The sequence below is a fragment of the Streptomyces sp. NPDC098781 genome, from assembly GCF_044759995.1.
In the GTDB taxonomy this organism is placed as follows: domain Bacteria; phylum Actinomycetota; class Actinomycetes; order Streptomycetales; family Streptomycetaceae; genus Streptomyces.
The window spans coordinates 189,352-207,042 of record NZ_JBIWAK010000001.1 but is presented as its reverse complement, the minus strand read 5'-3'; the positions used below and the strand labels follow the sequence as shown (position 1 = coordinate 207,042).

Annotated in this window: 16 protein-coding genes; 11 read left to right on the top strand and 5 right to left on the bottom strand. The window is 72.5% G+C overall.

The window, feature by feature from the left end:
- Positions 1-3: 3 nt before the first annotated feature.
- A complete protein-coding gene (locus ACIQWG_RS00935) occupies positions 4-1,131 on the bottom strand; it encodes an 8-amino-7-oxononanoate synthase (protein WP_404088843.1) in 1,128 nt (375 codons plus the stop codon).
- Between the two features lie 149 nt (positions 1,132-1,280).
- Here ACIQWG_RS00935 and bioB point away from each other — a divergent pair, with 149 nt between their 5' ends.
- From bioB to bioD, 3 genes are read left to right on the top strand one after another with little or no spacing between them, the layout of a single operon-like run.
- Positions 1,281-2,480 carry a biotin synthase BioB gene (gene bioB, locus ACIQWG_RS00930; RefSeq protein ID WP_404088841.1) on the top strand — a complete coding sequence of 400 codons (1,200 nt, stop codon included), beginning with the start codon at positions 1,281-1,283 and terminating at the stop codon, positions 2,478-2,480.
- On the top strand, positions 2,473-3,753 hold the full coding sequence (locus tag ACIQWG_RS00925; protein WP_404088839.1) for an adenosylmethionine--8-amino-7-oxononanoate transaminase: 1,281 nt from the start codon (positions 2,473-2,475) through the stop codon (positions 3,751-3,753). The genes bioB and ACIQWG_RS00925 overlap by 8 nt, the downstream gene beginning before the upstream one ends.
- Position 3,754: 1 nt before the next feature.
- Positions 3,755-4,471, top strand: coding sequence for a dethiobiotin synthase (bioD, locus tag ACIQWG_RS00920; protein ID WP_404088837.1), 717 nt, complete (start codon positions 3,755-3,757; stop codon positions 4,469-4,471).
- Between the two features lie 66 nt (positions 4,472-4,537).
- On the opposite strand, the gene ACIQWG_RS00915 is transcribed toward bioD, so the two are convergent.
- Positions 4,538-6,799, bottom strand: a complete 2,262-nt coding sequence (locus ACIQWG_RS00915) for a LuxR C-terminal-related transcriptional regulator (protein WP_404088836.1) — start codon at positions 6,797-6,799, stop codon at positions 4,538-4,540.
- Between the two features lie 115 nt (positions 6,800-6,914).
- Here ACIQWG_RS00915 and ACIQWG_RS00910 point away from each other — a divergent pair, with 115 nt between their 5' ends.
- Both ACIQWG_RS00910 and ACIQWG_RS00905 read left to right on the top strand, forming a co-directional pair.
- Positions 6,915-7,601, top strand: coding sequence for an esterase/lipase family protein (locus ACIQWG_RS00910; protein ID WP_404088834.1), 687 nt, complete (start codon positions 6,915-6,917; stop codon positions 7,599-7,601).
- 98 nt (positions 7,602-7,699) lie between these two features.
- Positions 7,700-8,398: a class I SAM-dependent methyltransferase gene (locus tag ACIQWG_RS00905; protein WP_404088833.1), complete on the top strand. Its 699-nt coding sequence runs from the start codon at positions 7,700-7,702 to the stop codon at positions 8,396-8,398.
- A gap of 27 nt (positions 8,399-8,425) precedes the next feature.
- On the opposite strand, the gene ACIQWG_RS00900 is transcribed toward ACIQWG_RS00905, so the two are convergent.
- From ACIQWG_RS00900 to ACIQWG_RS00890, 3 genes are all read right to left on the bottom strand, one after another.
- On the bottom strand, positions 8,426-9,274 hold the full coding sequence (locus ACIQWG_RS00900) for a phosphotransferase enzyme family protein (protein WP_404088831.1): 849 nt from the start codon (positions 9,272-9,274) through the stop codon (positions 8,426-8,428).
- 104 nt (positions 9,275-9,378) lie between these two features.
- Complete coding sequence (locus ACIQWG_RS00895; protein ID WP_404090745.1) at positions 9,379-9,753, bottom strand: fic family toxin-antitoxin system, toxin component; 375 nt, start codon at positions 9,751-9,753, stop codon at positions 9,379-9,381.
- A 4-nt stretch (positions 9,754-9,757) separates the two neighbouring features.
- Positions 9,758-9,997: a toxin-antitoxin system HicB family antitoxin gene (locus ACIQWG_RS00890; protein WP_404088830.1), complete on the bottom strand. Its 240-nt coding sequence runs from the start codon at positions 9,995-9,997 to the stop codon at positions 9,758-9,760.
- 264 nt (positions 9,998-10,261) lie between these two features.
- Here ACIQWG_RS00890 and ACIQWG_RS00885 point away from each other — a divergent pair, with 264 nt between their 5' ends.
- The 6 genes from ACIQWG_RS00885 (at position 10,262) to ACIQWG_RS00860 (ending at position 17,663) form a co-directional block, all read left to right on the top strand.
- On the top strand, positions 10,262-11,110 hold the full coding sequence (locus ACIQWG_RS00885; RefSeq protein ID WP_404088829.1) for an ABC transporter ATP-binding protein: 849 nt from the start codon (positions 10,262-10,264) through the stop codon (positions 11,108-11,110).
- Between the two features lie 4 nt (positions 11,111-11,114).
- Positions 11,115-13,688 carry an ABC transporter permease gene (locus ACIQWG_RS00880; RefSeq protein ID WP_404088827.1) on the top strand — a complete coding sequence of 858 codons (2,574 nt, stop codon included), beginning with the start codon at positions 11,115-11,117 and terminating at the stop codon, positions 13,686-13,688.
- Positions 13,689-13,734: 46 nt separating this feature from the next.
- The gene (locus tag ACIQWG_RS00875; RefSeq protein WP_404088825.1) at positions 13,735-14,643 is read left to right on the top strand and encodes an LLM class F420-dependent oxidoreductase; all 909 of its coding nucleotides are present in this window, start codon (positions 13,735-13,737) and stop codon (positions 14,641-14,643) included.
- A 56-nt stretch (positions 14,644-14,699) separates the two neighbouring features.
- Positions 14,700-15,125, top strand: coding sequence for a GNAT family N-acetyltransferase (locus ACIQWG_RS00870; protein ID WP_404088823.1), 426 nt, complete (start codon positions 14,700-14,702; stop codon positions 15,123-15,125).
- Positions 15,126-15,312: 187 nt separating this feature from the next.
- Entirely contained in the window at positions 15,313-16,653 is a 1,341-nt protein-coding gene (locus tag ACIQWG_RS00865; protein ID WP_404088821.1) for a hemolysin family protein, read from the top strand.
- A complete protein-coding gene (locus ACIQWG_RS00860; protein ID WP_404088819.1) occupies positions 16,650-17,663 on the top strand; it encodes a hemolysin family protein in 1,014 nt (337 codons plus the stop codon). The genes ACIQWG_RS00865 and ACIQWG_RS00860 overlap by 4 nt, the downstream gene beginning before the upstream one ends.
- The last annotated feature ends 28 nt before the right edge of the window (positions 17,664-17,691 follow it).

Sequence of the window (17,691 nt, the reverse complement as noted above, 5' to 3'; positions counted from 1 at the left end):
GACTCATGGTCGTGTCTCGCCGATCACCCGTACAGCGCGTTCGATCTGCCCCTCGGAGAGGTCCGCGCGGGCGGTCAGCCTCAGCCGTGAGATGCCGTCGGGAACGGAGGGAGGACGGAAACAGCCCACGGCGAGACCGGCCGCCCGGCACTCGGCCGCCCAGCCGACGGCCCCCTCCGGGGACGGCGCGCGCACCGAGACGACCGCGGCGTCCGGCCGTACCGCTTCCAGTCCCGCGGCGGTCAGCCGGGCGTGCAGTTCGCGTGCCACCGCGCGCGCCCGCGCCGCCCGCTGCGGCTCGCGGCGCAGCAACCGCAGTGCCGCGAGGGCCGCGCCCGCCGACGCCGGGGCGAGGCCCGTGTCGAAGATGAACGTCCGGGCCGCGTTGACCAGATGCTCGATCACCCGGGCGGGGCCGAGGACGGCGCCGCCCTGGCTGCCGAGCGACTTGGACAGCGTGACCGTCACGACGACGTCGTCGGCGCCCGCGAGCCCCGCCGCCTGCGGGGCGCCGCGGCCGCCGTCGCCCAGCACGCCGAGGCCGTGCGCGTCGTCGACCACCAGCCCGGCGCCGTGGTCCCGGCACGCCGCGGCGAGCCCGCCGAGCGGGGCGGCGTCGCCGTCGACCGAGAAGACGGTGTCGGACACGACGACGGCGGGTCCCTCGTGCGTCCGCAGGGCCTTACGCACGGCGTCCGGGTCGGAGTGCGCCACGACCTGTGTCGCGCCGCGCGCCAGCCGGCAGCCGTCGATCAGCGAGGCGTGGTTGCCCGCGTCCGAGACGATCAGCGAGCCGTGCGGCGCCAGCGCGGTGACCGCGGCGAGGTTGGCCGCGTAGCCGGACGAGAGGACGAGCGCCGCCTCGAAGCCGCAGAAGTCGGCCAGCTCGCGCTCCAGCTCGGTGTGCAGCTCCGTGGTGCCCGTGACGAGCCTCGAACCGGTCGCGCCGCCGCCCCACAGGCGCGCGGCCCGCGCCGCGCCCTCGGTGACCTCCGGATGACGGGTCAGGCCCAGGTAGTCGTTGCTCGCGAGGTCCAGCAGCGGCGAGTCGGCGGGGCGAGGGCGCAGGGTCCGCACGAGTCCGGCGCGGCGGCGCAGCTCCGCCTGCTCGTCGATCCAGCCGAACGCCATGGGTCCTCCGGGGGGTTTTGTAGGTAGCGAACAGACACTAGCGGCACGACCCATGACCCATGGTGTGGCAATACCCACACCTTGAAGGGGGTGTGTTGTGTGATCCCTACCTTGGCCCGGAGCCGGTCCATAGGACAGGATCGGCTTCCATGGACCTGCTGAACACGCTGGTGGACAAGGGGCTTCGGCGCGAGCTGCCGACCCGCGAGGAAGCACTGGCCGTCCTCGCCACTTCCGACGACGACCTGCTCGATGTGGTGGCCGCGGCCGGAAAGGTACGCCGTCACTGGTTCGGCCGACGGGTGAAACTCAACTACCTCGTCAACCTCAAGTCGGGCCTGTGCCCGGAGGACTGTTCGTACTGTTCCCAGCGGCTCGGCTCCACCGCCGGCATCCTGAAGTACACCTGGCTCAAGCCGGACGAGGCCTCCCACGCCGCGGCCGCCGGATTGGCGGGTGGCGCCAAGCGGGTGTGTCTGGTGGCGTCCGGGCGCGGCCCGACGGACCGGGACGTGGACCGGGTCTCCGAGACCATCAGGACGATCAAGGACCAGAACGAGGGCGTCGAGGTGTGCGCCTGCCTCGGTCTGCTGTCCGACGGCCAGGCCGAGCGGCTGCGCGAGGCGGGCGCCGACGCGTACAACCACAACCTCAACACCTCCGAGAGCACCTACGCGGACATCACGACCACGCACACGTACGCCGACCGGGTGGACACCGTGAGCAAGGCGCACGCCGCGGGTCTGTCCGCCTGCTCCGGCCTGATCGCGGGCATGGGCGAGAGCGACGAGGACCTCGTCGACGTCGTCTACTCGCTGCGTGAGCTGGACCCGGACTCGGTACCGGTCAACTTCCTGATCCCGGTCGAGGGCACCCCGCTGGCCAAGGAGTGGAACCTCACCCCGCAGCGGTGCCTGCGGATCCTGGCGATGGTCCGGTTCGTGTGCCCGGACGTGGAGGTCCGCATCGCGGGCGGCCGCGAGGTCCATCTGCGCACCATGCAGCCGCTCGCCCTGAACCTGGCCAACTCGATCTTCCTCGGCGACTACCTGACCACCGAGGGCCAGGCGGGCAAGGCCGACCTGGAGATGATCGCCGACGCCGGCTTCGAGGTGGAGGGCACCGACCAGGTGACGCTGCCCGAGCACCGGGCGGCGACGGCCGGCGGCGGATGCGGGTCGCACGAGAGCGCGGGATGCGGCTCGCACGGGAGTGCCGGCTGCCGGTCGCACGAGGGAGGCGGGGTGTGCGGTACGGCCGCTCCCGCCGCGCCGGTGGGCGAGCCGCGCACCGACCTGGTCGCCGTACGCCGGCGGGGCGCGGGAACGGACCTCGCACCCAATGCCTGACCTGAGCGTGCCCGAGCTGCTGGAGCTCGACCGGCGGCATGTGTGGCATCCGTACGGGCCCATGCCGGGCCTGGCGGAGCCGCTCGTGGTGGAGTCGGCGAGCGGGGTACGCCTGAAGCTCGCGGACGGTTCGGGCGAGTTGGTCGACGGCATGTCGTCCTGGTGGTCGGCCGTCCACGGCTACAACCACCCGGTGCTCAACGAGGCCGCGCGCGAGCAGCTGTCCCGGATGAGCCATGTGATGTTCGGCGGGCTCACGCACGAGCCCGCCGTACGGCTGGCGAAGCTCCTTGTCGATATGTCGCCCGAGGGCCTGGAGCATGTGTTCCTCGCCGACTCCGGGTCGGTGTCGGTCGAGGTCGCGGTCAAGATGTGCTTGCAGTACTGGCGTTCGCTGGGCCGTCCCGACAAGCAGCGGCTGATGACCTGGCGGGGCGGCTACCACGGCGACACCTGGCAGCCGATGTCGGTGTGCGACCCCGACGGCGGCATGCACGAGCTGTGGTCCGGGGTGCTCCAGCGCCAGGTGTTCGCGGACCCGCCGCCGGCCGGGTACGAGGAGTCGTACGCGGAGCACCTGCGGTCGCTGATCGAGCGGCACGCGCACGAGCTGGCGGCGGTGATCGTCGAGCCGGTCGTGCAGGGCGCGGGCGGGATGCGGTTCCACTCCCCCGCGTATCTGCGGGTGCTGCGCGAGGCGTGCGACGCGCACGACGTGCTGCTGGTGTTCGACGAGATCGCGACCGGGTTCGGCCGCACGGGCGCCCTGTTCGCGGCGGAGCACGCGGCGGTGACGCCGGATGTGATGTGTGTGGGCAAGGCGCTGACCGGCGGCTACATGACGATGGCTGCCAGTTTGTGCACGGCCCGCGTGGCCGACGGGATCTCGCGGGGCGAGGTGCCGGTGCTCGCCCACGGCCCGACCTTCATGGGCAACCCGCTGGCGGCGGCCGTCGCCTGTGCCTCGATCGAGCTGCTGCTGGGTCAGGACTGGCTCACCGAGGTCAAGCGGATCGAGACGGGACTGCGGGACGGACTGGCCCCCGCTTCGGACCTTCCAGGCGTGCGGGACGTACGGGTCCTGGGCGCGATCGGCGTGGTCCAGCTGGACCACGCCGTGGACATGCGGGCGGCGACCGAGGCCGCCGTACGCGAGGGCGTGTGGCTGCGGCCGTTCCGCGACCTCCTCTACACGATGCCGCCGTACGTCACGGGTGACGCGGACGTGGCACGGATCGCCCGCGCGGTGTGCGCGGCCGCACGGGAGGGCTGACATGCCGGTACTGGTGATCACGGGCACGGGCACGGAGGTCGGCAAGACGGTCACGACCGCCGCGGTCGCCGCGACGGCGGTGGCCGCGGGCCGGTCGGTGGCCGTGCTGAAGGCCGCGCAGACGGGCGTACGCCCCGACGAGAGCGGGGACGCGCAAGAGGTCGCGCGCCTCGCGGGCGCGGTGACGACGGCCGAACTCGCCCGCTATCCCGAGCCGTTGGCGCCCGCGACCGCGGCGCGGCGGGCCGGTCGCGCGCCGGTCCGTCCGCAAGAGATCGCCGAAGCCGCCGCCAAGCTGGCCACCGAGCACGACCTGGTGCTCGTGGAGGGGGCCGGCGGGCTGCTCGTCCGCTTCGACGAGGCGGGCGGCACCCTGGCGGACGCCGCCGCGCTGATGGCGGCGCCGGTGCTGGTGGTCGCGTCGGCGGGCCTGGGCACCCTCAACACCACGGAGCTGACGGCACGTGAGCTGCGCGGCCGCGGGCTGGACCTGCTGGGCGTGGTGATCGGCAGCTGGCCCGAGGCACCCGACCTGGCGTCACGATGCAATGTCGCGGACCTGCCGGAGGTGTCGGGGGCGCCGCTGCTGGGGGCGGTGCCGGCGGGGGCCGGGTCGCTGGCGCCGGCCGACTTCCGTGCGGGGGCGCCGGGTTGGCTGGCGCGGAGGTTGTCGGGGACGTGGGACGCGGAGGCGTTTCGGGGGCAGGAGGCGCCCTGAGGGGGTGTCGGACCCGCGGGCCATCCTCTGATCATGGCCGATGCGGACGCGCTCATCCGGTCCCGTTCATCCGCCCCCGCTCTCGTCGCCCTCCGCGATGAGCCGCACCAATTCGATGCGGGACCGGATCCCCAGGCGGGTGAACACGCCTCGTAGGTGATGGTCGATGGTGCGCGGGCTGAGGGCCAGGCGGGCGGCGATCTCACGGTTGGTGGCGCCTTCGGCGGCCATACGGGCGACCAGGAGTTGCTGGGCCGTGAGGCGGGTGGTGGGGGTGTCGGAGCCGGCCGGTGCTCGGGCTGCCGGGGTGCCCAGGGCGCGGAGTTCGGTGCGGGCCTGGGCCGCGCAGTGCGGGGCGCCGAATGAGTCGAACGCCTCCAGGGCGCTGTGCAGGCGGTCGCGGGCCTCCGTACGGCGGCGCAGTCGGCGCAGGGCGCTGCCGAACAGCAGTTCCGTGCGGGCGCGTTCGAAGTCGCGGGTGCCGTGGGCGTGCAGGTCCAGCGCGGTGCGGTAGTGGTCCACCGCTTCCGAGCCGGGGGCGAGCAGGGCGCGGCAGCGGGCGCTGAGGGCGAGGTCGTCGGGGCTGCGCACGGCGTCGGCCCAGCGGTCGTAGTCGGCGTGTGCCACCCGGGCGACCCTGGTGTCGCCGGTGCGGACGGCGGCCTCGACGTAGTGCGGGGTGGCCAGGTGCCGGATGGCCCGGTGGCCGTGGCCGGGACCGAATCCGGCGAGGGCGCGCAGCCGGGCGGCCGCGTCGGCGAAACGGCCGGTGCTCAGGTCGAGGAAGGCGAGCGCCCACTGGGCGAGGGCCGCCGGCAGGCCCAGGCCGCGGGCCAGCGCGTACGACCGTGCCGTGGCGGCACGTTCGCGGCAGACGGCGGCGTCCGCGGTGAGCGCCGCGAACATGGCGAGGGCCGCTTGCAGATGACAGGCGCCGTTGTCCTGCCCGGTGGCGTGGGCCTGCCACAGGGCGTCGGTGGCGGCGGCCTCGCCGGCCCGGGGGCGTCCCGTCCAGAAGTCGGCGTACGCCTGGAACTCCAGCGCCTGCGGCACGGTCACCGGTGTGCCCCGCGCCCGGGCGGAGGCCGCCGCGCGGACGGTCGCGGTGGCCGCGCGGGAGTGGTCGCCGAGGAGCAGCGCGGCGATGGCGGCGTGGATCAGAACGGTGGGATCGCCACCCGGTCCACACCGCCCGGCAGCCGCCTTCAGCAGCTCGCGCGCGTCCTCGTACCGTCCGTCGAAGGCGGCGACGAGCCCGCTCAACGTGCCGGGCTGGTCGACACCGAGCCGCTCGGCGACCCGGGCCGCCTCGCGGAGGCGGCGTACGTCTCCCGTGTAGAGGGCGGCCTCGGTGGCTCGGGCGAGGAGATGGGTCGCGGTGTCCGCGGTGGCGGCGGGGCGGGCCGGCGCCGCGCCGCCGGAAGGAGCCGGGGCCCTGCCGTCCGCTCCGGCCCCCACCGCCCGCCCGACCGCCGTCACCAGCGCGTCGAACGCCTCCGTCGCGTTCCCCGCCCGCAGGGCCAGCACCCCGCTCAACGCCTCGTCGGCCACCATGTCGGCCAGTCTCCTGGCCCGGTCCCCGTCGCCCGAACGCCAGGCGTATCCAGCGGCCCCCGCCGCCAGACGGGCCCGCCCGGACGGGTCGGGACACAGTGCGGCGGCCTGTTCCGCCAGAACCCGCGCCGCGCGGAGCCGTCCCGCGCCGGCCGCCGTCCGCGCGGCGGCACCGAGTTCCACGGCCAGCCGCCCGCTGGGGCCGGGCGCCCCCGCGCCCCGGTGCCAGGAGCGCCACGGCCCCTCGCCCTCACCGTTCAGCACGCAGGCCAGCAGACGGTGGACGTCGCGACGGTCGGAAGGTGAGCCCGTCTCGTAGGCCGCGATCCGCGTCCATGCGTCGCGGAACACGACCCCGCCCGCTCCGGCGTGCGCGAGCCCGGCCGCCTCGGCGGCGTCCAGGGACCGGGTGTCGAGTCGGGCGGCCATGACGGCACGCGGGAAGGCGTCGGTCGGTACCGGGTACTGGTCGGCCGCCGCCAGCAGCAGGAGCAGGCGGGTGTCGTCCGGCAACGCCCTGATCCGCGCCCTGAGTTCGCCCAGCAGGGCCGGGGCCAGCTCGGCCGGCCGCACGGGCAGCGGGTCGGCGCCCGACGCCTGGCGGTCGGTGAGGCGCGGGACCAGTTCGGCGGCGGCGCGCGGATCGCCGTCCACGGCACGCAGCACGCGGACGCGGACGCCTTCGGGAAGCGAGGAGGCGGGCGGTGGCCAGGCGTCCTGGGGCGGCGGTGGCGAAGTGCGGTCAAGAGGTGGGGGGTTCACCGGAGTCACCACGCAAATGACGTTACTGGCGGGTTACTTGAATCGTAAAGACCGGCGACTTCACCGATGCGGCGCGCGTAGACCCGCCTCGACACTCCTGACAACCCCACACGTTTCAGGAGGCATCATGCAGCGCCCCACGCGTCGCATCGCCACGGCCGTCTCGGCGGTGGCCACCTCGCTCCTTCTGTCACTGTCCCTCTCCCCCACCCCCGCGCACGCCGCGACCCACGACCCCGTCGTCTTCGTGCACGGCCTCAGCAGCTCGGCGAGCAGCTGGGACGACTGGAAGGGCTACTTCCAGGCCGACGGCTACAGCGCGGCCGAGCTGGACGCCTGGTCGTACGACTGGGCCCAGCCGAACGCCACCACCGCTCAGCAGCTCTCCACCGAGATCAGAAACGTGCTCGCCCGGACCGGCGCGTCGAAGGTCGACGTCGTCGTGCACTCCATGGGCGCGCTCAGCTCCCGCTACTACCTCAAGAACCTCGGCGGGACGTCGTACGTCGACGACTTCGTCTCGACGGCCGGCACGAACCACGGCACCTCCACCGCCTCGTGGTGCGCATGGCTGTACACCTCGTGCGCGGAGATGAACACCGGCAGCTCGTTCCTGACCGCCCTGAACTCGGGCGACGAGACCCCGGGCGGCGTGTCGTACGCCAGCTACTGGTCGAACTGCGACGAGGCGCTCACGCCCGACACCACCGCGATCCTGAGCGGAGCGACCAACGTCGAGGTCGGCTGTGTCTCGCACACCGACATGAACAACGACCACGGTGTCTACGAGCAGGTCCGGGACTTCATCGGCTGAGCCTGGCGGAAACGACGACACACACGGCGACAGCGGGGGTGCGCGGGCGCCCTGAGGGGGACAATCAGGGTGAGCCCTGTCCTGCCCGGGAGGTCCCCATGGCCCTGCGGTCCGCCGACTCCGGCAAGGTGACACGGGATGCCGTGCACCACCCGCTGTTCGCCCGCTTCTACGCACGGATCAGCGTCAACGCCGAGACCAAGATGGGCATGGCCGACGTCCGCGACCGGCTGCTGGCCGGGCTGTCCGGCCGGGTGCTCGAGGTCGGCGCCGGGAACGGCCTGAACTTCGCCCACTACCCGAGCGCGGTCTCGGAGGTCGTCGCGATCGAACCGGAGCGTCTGCTGCGCCGGCTTGCGGTGGAGTCAGCGCGGCGCGCCGAGGTGCCGGTGGACGTGGTGCCGGGCGCGGCGGAGGCGCTGCCGGTCAAGAGCGAGGCCTTCGACGCGGTGGTGCTGTCGCTGGTGATGTGCAGTGTGCGGGACGTGCCGCGGGCGCTCAGCGAGGTACGGCGGGTGCTGCGGCCCGGCGGGGTCGTGCGGTTCTTCGAGCACGGCCGGGGCGGCGGGCGCGCGATGCTCCTCACACAGCGGGCGCTGGACCGGACGGTGTGGCCGCTGGTGAGCGGTGGCTGCCATGTCTCCCGCGACCCGCTCGCGTCGCTGCGCGCGGCCGGCTTCGAACTCGGCCCCGTCCGGCGGGTGATGATGCCGGAGAACGGGCCCGCGCTCCCCTCGTCGTACTGCGTGCTGGGTACGGCGTGGCGACCGCCGGTCGGCGAGCAGCCACCGGCGTAGGTCGACCACGGCCTCGAAGGCGCGCGATCAGCCCTGGGGCAGGCCGTGCCGGTCGACTGCCGAACGGATCCGGGCGAGCCACTCCGTGCCCAGCCGGCGCCCGTCGGGCAGTTGGTCGCCTCGATCCCAGCGCCAGGTGGTGATCATCGCCAGCACGAGGATCCGGCACTGGCGCAGCAAGTCCTGATCGGCACCCGGGTAGTGCTCGCCGACTTCTTCGGGCGCGTGGGCGAGGTCGAATTCGACGGGCCCACGGCAGCACGTCTCAAGGTCGATGAACAGCGGGCCGTGCCTCGTGGTGAGCAGGTTGCCCGGGTGCGGCTCACCGTGCAGCAGCTGTTCGGCGCCGCCGCGCTCGCCGATCGCTCGGCTCAGGCTTCGCAGCGTGTCGCCGAGCAGCTCCCGGTCCGCCTCGGCGAGCGCCGGAGTGCGCTCGCGGTCGGCCACGAGTCGCCGCGCCTGCCGGACCCGGTCCGTGAACCGCGGCGTCGGGAGATCGAGCTCGCGCATGCCGGCATGCAGCCGCCCGAGCGCGTGGGCGTAGGCGGCCGGCGAGAGCTCTCCGGGTGCCACCGGTGCGTAGTAGGTCCACAGCGTGACCACGAAGCCGTCCCGCTCATGGACGCGTGGTTCCACGCGTGGTTCGAGCGCGGCCACAGGGCACGCGGATTCGGCGAGCCGCTGGGCGAGCTCCACTTCGAACCGCGCGATCTGGTCCTCGACCGGTGCCACCCGGGCCAGGACGTCACACGGCAGCAGACGCAGCGTGAGCTTGTTCGAGTCGTGAAGGACGATCGCGTCGTCGGCTGTCAGGCCGAGCGATGAGGCGATCGACCTGGCCGCGGCCACCGCACGCGGGGCCACCGAAATGTGCACCGTCGCCTGCTCCCTCTCCCTTGCCCGCTGCCATGGCCTGGGCGACGGGCGGCTTTTCCCGCGGCGCGATCCGGGCGCCGGCGGTCACCGGCGCCGCAGCGCGCTCACATGCTCCACTGCCGCAGTTCCGCCGCGATGTCGCCCACGGTGGCCTCCCCGCTCTTCACCAGCCGGGCCAGGTCGCGCACCTGCTCGGGCGAGGTGGCGACCTTCAGGCCGCTGGCGACGAGGTAGGCGTAGGCGACGGCGGAGGCGAACAGGGCGTTGGAGCGCTCCAGCGCGGGGACGTGGACGAGCAGTTGGAGCAGGGCGGCGGCTCGGGCCTGCGGACTGTCGTAGACGGGGACGTCGAAGATCTCGGCTTCATGGCGTGCCACGGCGGCGACGAGGGCTCCCCAGTCGGTGACCTGGGGGTCCCCCGGCGTCCTCTTCTCGGCGAGCATCAGCAGCCATGCGAGGTCGATGTTCAGATAGCTCAACGGATCAGTGGCGACCTTCGCGCGTGCCCTCACGGTCGGCGCCGAACTCCTCGACGAACACCGACTCGTACTGCTTCATGAAATCGGCGGCGGCCTCCACGAAGGTGTGGCCGACCTCCCCGGTGTCCTGTCTGACCAGTTCCTCGATGTAGCGGTTGACGCTCATCCCTCGGGCCAGGGCGCGCTCGCGGGCGGCGCGGGCGGTGCCCTCGTCCACTCTCACGTTCAGCTGGGTCTTCGCCATACCTCGAAGCTAGCGCGGGAGTGCTAGCACCGGCAAGTGGGTCCGGTCGAGAAGTGCCGAGGAGTCAGGGTGCCCCTTACACCGATATCGGGGGCCCGACCTGGGGTGGAGACCGACCGGGACCTCGGGGGGATAGAGCTGTGGGATGGATCACATTACCCTCGGCGGGTACGGGAGTCGTCGTACGAGCGCCGTCCGTCCGGGAAGCGTCGCAGTCGTCGCAGTCGTCGTACGGGAGTCGTCCCATCCCTTCAGGAGGCGGTCTTGTCCACAGCAGCTGCCCGGCACGTGCCGGGCCCGGCCTCGGCGGACGGCATCGCGGCCCGCGCCCGAGGGCTGACCAAGGCATACGGCTCGGGCGAGACCGCGGTGCTGGCCCTCGACTCGGTGGACGTGGACATCGCGCGCGGCCGTTTCACGGCGGTCATGGGTCCTTCGGGCTCGGGCAAGTCCACGCTGATGCACTGCCTGGCGGGCCTGGACAACGTCTCGGCGGGCCAGGTGTGGCTGGGCGACACCGAGATCACCGGGCTGAAGGACCGTGAGCTGACCCGGCTGCGGCGGGACCGGATCGGCTTCATGTTCCAGTCGTTCAACCTCATCCCGACCCTGAACGCGGTCGAGAACATCACCCTGCCCATGGACATCGCGGGCAAGAAGCCGGACGAGAAGTGGCTGGACCAGGTCATCGACACGCTCGGGCTGCGGGACCGCCTTCGGCACCGGCCCTCCCAGCTGTCCGGCGGCCAGCAGCAGCGGGTCGCCTGTGCCCGCGCCCTCGCCTCCCGGCCGGAGCTGATCTTCGCGGACGAACCGACCGGCAACCTCGACTCACGATCGGGCCTTGAGGTGCTCGGCTTCCTGCGCGAGGCGGTCGACCAGCTCGGGCAGACCGTCGTCATGGTCACCCACGACCCGGGTGCCGCCGCCCACTCCGACCTGGTGGTGTTCCTGGGCGACGGGCGGATCGTGGACGAGATGGAACGGCCGACCGCCGAAGCCGTCCTGGAACGGATGCGCCACTTCGCCGGGGGCAACCCCCAAACCCCCGGCCTCGACGAGATCGGCGCCCGGTCCGACGGCGACGTGACCAGAGCCCCCGAGGAGAACTGACCCCGTGCTGAAGGCGACCCTCAGGAGCTTTCTCGCCCACAAGGGCCGGCTGCTGCTGTCCGCCCTGGCGGTGATCCTCTCGGTGGCGTTCGTCGCCGGCAGCCTGATCTTCTCCGACACCGTCGGCCGCACCTTCGACCGGCTCTTCGCGTCGACGGCCGCCGACGTCACCGTCACCCCCAAGGAGACCCTCGACGAGACGATCCCGTCGGGACAGACGCTGACTCTGCCGGCCTCGCTGGCCGACCGCCTGGCCCGGGTCGACGGCGTCGCGTCGGCCCGCCCGGACGTGGATGTGGACGGCATCACCGTCGTCGACAAGGACCGGGAGTCGGTGGGCCCGACCACCGGCGCCCCGACGCTGGCCACCGCCTGGAACCCGACCGAGCGCAGCCCCGTGGAACTCAGCTCCGGCCACGCCCCCGAGGGCCACGGCCAGGTCATGATCGACGCGGACACCGCCGACGACAAGGACGTCCACATCGGCGACCGCCTCACCGTGATCGGGCAGCAGGGTTCCTTCCCGGTGGAGGTCGTCGGCATCGTCACCTTCACCACCACCAACCCCGGAGCCGCGCTGGTCTACTTCGACCCCTCGACCGCGCGGACGAGGCTGCTGGGCGACCCGGAGGGCGCCACCAGCATCTCCCTGGACGCGGCCGAGGGCGTCAGCGACCCGGTGCTCAAGCAGCGCGTGGCCGAGGCGCTCGGCGGCGACAGCGGCGCCTACGAGCTGCGCACCGCCGACGAACAGGCCGAGTCGGACGTCGAACAGCTGGGCGGGTTCCTCGACATCATCAAGTACGTGATGCTCGGCTTCGCCGGGGTCGCGGTCCTCGTCGGCATATTCCTGATCGTCAACACCTTCTCGATGCTGATCGCCCAGCGCACCCGGGAACTGGGCCTGCTGCGGGCGCTCGGCGCGGACCGGCGTCAGGTGCGGCGCTCGGTACTCACCGAGGCGCTGCTGCTGGGCCTGGTCGGCTCGACGGCGGGCCTCGTGGCCGGGATCGGGCTGGCCGTCGGACTCATCGAGCTGATGGGTCTGCTGGGCATGAAGATCAGGACGTCCGAGATGGTGGTCGGCTGGGGTACGCCGGTGGTGGCGTACGTCGTCGGCCTGGGCGTCACCTTCGTCGCGGCGTACCTCCCGGCCCGGCGGGCGGCGGGCGTCTCACCCATGGCGGCTCTCGCGGACGCCGAGATCGCCGAGATCGGACGACCGCTGCGGCTGCGCGCGGTGGTGGGCTCGGTGGTCGGGGCGGCGGGTGCGGCGGCGCTGGTGGGCTGTGTCGTGGCGTCGAAGACGTCGTCGTCGGCTTCCCTGCTGGGTCTCGGCGTGCTGCTGACGCTCATCGCGACCGTGATCGCCGGACCGCTGCTCGTCCGTCCCGTGATCCGGGTGCTCGGCGGGGCCTTCCCGGCGGTGTTCGGTTCGATCGGCCGGATGAGCCAGCGCAACGCCCTGCGCAACCCCCGCCGTACCGGCGCCACCGCCGCCGCCCTGATGGTGGGCCTCGCGCTGGTCGGTGGGATGTCCGTGGCCAGCGCCTCGATGACCACGTCGTTCGACCAGCAGATCGACAAGACCCTGGGCGCCGACTTCGTGGTGCAGAACGGCAACTTCGTGCCCTTCCCACGGGAGGTCACCGAGCGGATCCGTGACACCGAGGGCGTGGGGCTCGTCGTACGCTCGCAGTTCACGACGGTCGCGGTGGGGCTGCCGGACGGCGACCGTGTGAAGACGACCGCGGCGGGATACGAACCCGAGCTCGACCAGGTCGCCAACATCACCTACGCCCGCGGCGACAGCGCGGCCGCGCTCGCGTCCGGCCGGCTCGCCATGGACAAGGACTTCGCCGAGGACCACGGCGTACGGGTCGGCAGTGCCGTCCCGGTCGAGTTCCAGGGCGGCAAGCGGGCCGAGCTGACCGTGGGCGCCCTCACCGACCAGGAGTCCGCCGACGGCTTCGGTGCCCAGGGCGGCATCTACTTCGGCCTGGCCACGCTGGAGAAGTACGCGCCAGGGGGACAGGACGCGGCCGTGTACGTCAACGCCGCCTCCGGCACGAGCACGGCCGATCTGCGGGCCGGCCTGGAGAAGACACTCGACCCGTATCCGCAGGTGCAGGTGCGGGACATCGCCGACTACAAGGACCTGGTGCACGACCAGATCGCCGTACTGCTCTATCTCGTGTACGCGCTGCTCGGGCTCGCGATCATCATCGCCGTGCTCGGTGTGGTCAACACCCTCGCGCTGTCGGTCGTCGAGCGCACCCGGGAGATCGGACTGCTGCGGGCCATCGGGCTGGCCCGGCGGCAGCTGCGTCGGATGATCCGGCTGGAGTCGGTGGTGATCGCCGTGTTCGGGGCGGTCCTGGGCCTCGCGCTGGGGCTGGTGTGGGGCGTGTGCACCCAGCAGGTGCTGGCCCTTCAGGGCATGACCGCCCTCGCCATCCCCTGGGGGACGATCGTCGCCGTGGTGATCGGCTCGGCGGTCGTGGGTGTCGTGGCGGCGCTGCTGCCGGCGTTGCGTGCCTCGCGCATGAATGTGCTGGCGGCCATCGCGCACGAGTGAGGGAGTCGCGGCGAGCGCTCAAGTCCCTTGAGGGTGAGGAGAGTTCATGTCGCAGTCCGCAGGCCGTCCGCGTCCGTTCCGCTTCGGCGTCAATCTGATGACCGCCGCCCCGGCCGGCGAGTGGCGGGCCAAGTGCCGTCGGGCCGAGGAGCTCGGCTACGACGTCCTCCTGGTCCCCGACCACCTGGGGATGCCCGCGCCGTTCCCGGCCCTGGTCGCGGCGGCCGAGGCGACCGAGCGGCCGCGAGTGGGCACTTTCGTGCTCAACGCGGGGCTGTGGAACCCGGCCCTGCTGGCCCGGGAGGTGGCGACGGCCGACGCGCTGACCGGCGGCCGGCTGGAACTGGGGCTGGGCGCGGGTTACGTGCGGGCGGAGCACGACACGGCGGGTCTGCCGTTCGGCACTCCTCGCGAGCGCGTGGACCATCTGCGGCGCACGGTCGAGGAACTGGGGCGGTTGCTCGGGGACGCGTCGTACCAGCCGCAGCCGACGCAGCGGCCCCGAGTGCCGCTGCTGGTCGGCGGCAATGGAGACCGCGTGCTGCGGCTGACCGCCGAACACGCCGACATCGCGGCATTCGGGGGCGCGTACCCGGACCCGAAGAGCTCGACCGGGCGGCTGCTCCCCGTCACGGCCGAGCAGCTCGACGAACGGGTGGCTCGCTACCGGCGGTTCGCGGCGGACCGGCCGGGAGCCGCCGAGCTGAACCTGCTCCTACAGATCGTGACCGTCACCGAGGACCGCGAGGCCGTGATCCAGCCGCTCCTCGACCGGGTGCCGGAGCTGACCCTGGAGCAGGCCCTGGCACTGCCCGTCGTCATGACCGGCACCCTGGAACAGATCACCGCGCAGGTGCTGGCCCAGCGCGAGCGGTACGGGTTCTCGTATCTGACGGTCCTGGAGCCGTACATGGAGGCGTTCGCCCCGGTGATGGCGCGGCTGCGCGGCAAGTAGCTGTCCGGATACTGGAATTCCGCTTCCGGCTCCGCCGCCCATGATGGGATCACGGCATGACTGATCTGCGGATACGGCCGGCGACGGCCGAGGACCTCGACTCCGTGCTGGCCTTCTGGAAGACGGCCGCCGAGGGCACGAGCATCAGCGACGACCGGGAGGGCGTGGAGCGGCTGGTCGCCCGCGACCCCGAGGCACTGATCCTGGCGGAGCTGGAGGGTGACCTGGTCGGCACGGTGATCGCGGGCTTCGACGGCTGGCGCTGCCATCTGTACCGGCTGGCGGTGCACCCGGAGCGCCGGCGCCTGGGCATCGGCTCGGCGCTGCTGGGCGCCGCCGAGGAGAGGTTCGCACGGCTCGGCGGGCGCCGGGGCGACGCGATGGTGCTCCAGCGCAACGAGACCGCGCATCATGCCTGGCGCGCTGCCGGGTACACGCCTGAGGAACACTGGCGGCGCTGGGTGAAGCCTCTGACCGGCTGAACCTTCGCCGGCTGAACCGATCACCGTCCGACCCGGCATCGACCAGCTTTGCCGATCCTTTACTATTGCCGGGACTGCTTCGGTCCTCCAATGAAAGGTGTGAGCGTCCGCCCATGGGCGAGCCTCCCAGTCCCAGACATCGCGCGATCCTCCCCACCCTGTCCGACCATGGGACGGAGGTGACCCGATGACCGAAGTGATCCTCCTGCTGGTGGCGATCCTGCTGTCGCTCGCCTGCGGTGCCTTCGTCGCGGCCGAGTTCTCGCTGACCACGGTCGAGCGCAGCGAGCTGGAGCGGGCGGCCGAGCGCGGCGAGCGGGGCGCTTCCGGCGCCCTCAAGGCCGTGAAGAGCCTGACCTTCCAGCTCTCCGGCGCTCAGCTCGGCATCACGGTCACCAACCTGGTCGTCGGCATGCTCGCCGAGCCCTCCATCGCCAAGCTCCTCGCCGGCCCGCTGGAGTCGCTCGGCGTCTCCCGCTCAACCGCGAGCTCGATCGCGCTGGTGATCGGCACCGCGCTGTCGACCATCGTGCTGATGGTCGTGGGCGAGCTGGTGCCCAAGAACTGGGCGATCTCCTCGCCCCTGGCCGTGGCCAAGCGGGTCGGCAACGCGCAACGCTGGTTCAGTGCGATCTTCCGCCCGTTCATCAGCCATCTGAACAACACGGCGAACCGCGTGGTGCGCCGCTTCGGAGTCGAGCCGACCGAGGAGCTCGCCGCCGCGCGCGGACCCCAGGAGCTGGCCGCCCTGGCCCGGCACTCCGCGCGGGAGGGCGCCCTGGAGGCGGACACCGCCGAGCTGTTCGTACGGACCCTGAACCTGGCGGACCTCACCGCCGAGAACGTCATGACCCCGCGGGTCCAGGTCGTCGCCCTGGACGCCCTGGCGACCTGCGCGGACGTGGCGAACGCGACCCGGGCGACCGGCCTGTCCCGGTTCCCCGTCTACCGCGACAGCCTCGACGCGGTCGTGGGCACCGCGCACATCAAGGACATCCTGGCGGTGCCCGCAGAGCTCCGGCCGCGCGTCTCCGTCTCCGAGCTGATGCGCGAGCCGCTGCTGGTCCCCGAGACGCTCACCGTCGACCGGCTCCTCGACCGGCTGTCCGGCAAGCGCACCATGGCCGTGGTGATAGACGAGTACGGCGGTACGGCCGGCGTGGCCACGCTGGAGGACATCGTGGAGGAGGTCGTCGGCGAGGTACGCGACGAGCACGACCCGCACGAGACGCCCGACATCGCCGCCGCCGGCAGTGACGACGAGGGCCGGGCGCTGTACTCGGCCGACGGTTCGGCCCGGGTCGACCACCTCGCGCGCGTCGGCCTGCGGGTGCCGGAGGGGCCGTACGAGACTCTGGCCGGGCTCGTCGCCGCCGAGCTCGGCCGCATCCCCTCCGTCGGTGACCGCGTCGACGTCGCCGGCTGGCGGCTCGACGTGGTGGACGCCTCCGGGCGCAGAGCCGCGCGGGTGCTGCTGCACTCGCCGCTCGACGACGCTCCGGAGACCGAGAAGGAGGACGGGCGATGACCGCCGTACAGCTGTTCATCGGTTTTCTGACCCTGGTCGTGAACGCCTTCTTCGTGGGCGCCGAGTTCGCGCTGATCTCCGTACGCCGCTCCCAGATCGAGCCGTACGCCGACGAGGGCGACCGGCGCGCCAAGAGCGTGCTGTGGGGCTTGCAGCATGTGTCCGCGCTGATGGCGGCCGCTCAGCTCGGCATCACGCTGTGCACGCTGGTGCTCGGTGTGGTCGCCGAGCCGGCCATCGAGCATCTGCTGGAGCCGCTCTTCCACGCGGTGGGCGTGCCGGAGGGCGCCGGGCACGTGGTCTCCTTCGTGATCGCGCTGGCGGTGGCGACCTATCTGCACATGCTGCTCGGCGAGATGGTGCCGAAGAACATCGCGCTGGCCGAGCCGGTGCGCAGCGCCCTGCTGCTCGGTCCGCCGCTGGTCACGCTGTCCCGCGCGCTGCGGCCGGTGATCTTCACGGTCAACGCGTTCGCCAACACGCTGCTGAAGCTGCTGCGCGTCGAGACCAAGGACGAGGTCACGGCAACCTTCTCGGACGCCGAACTGGCACGGCTGGTGCGGGACTCCGGCGAGGCCGGCCTGATCGACGAACGTGCGCGGGAGCGGCTGAACGACGCCCTGGAACTGGGCCGGCGGCCCGTGCGCGACGTGGTGCTCCCGCTGGAACGCGTCGTCTACGCGCGCGTGGGCGTCACTCCGGAGGAGCTGGAGGGGCTGTCGGCCGAGTCGGGCTTCTCCCGTTTCCCGGTCGTCGACGAGGGCCGGCACATCGTCGGCTACCTGCATGTGAAGGACGCGCTGGACGCCTCCCCGCGGGACGTGCCGTTCGAGGTGGAGGACATGCGGCCCATCGCAAGGGTCCGGGAGGGCACGCCGCTGGACGACGTGCTCACCGCGATGCGGGGCAGCCGTACGCACCTGGCCGCCGCGCTCGGCAGCGACGGACGGCTGGCCGGGCTGGTGACCATGGAGGACGTGCTGCGGGAGCTGTTCGGGCAGCGCGCCTGACGGCCCTGCCGAGGTGGTACCCCGGGGC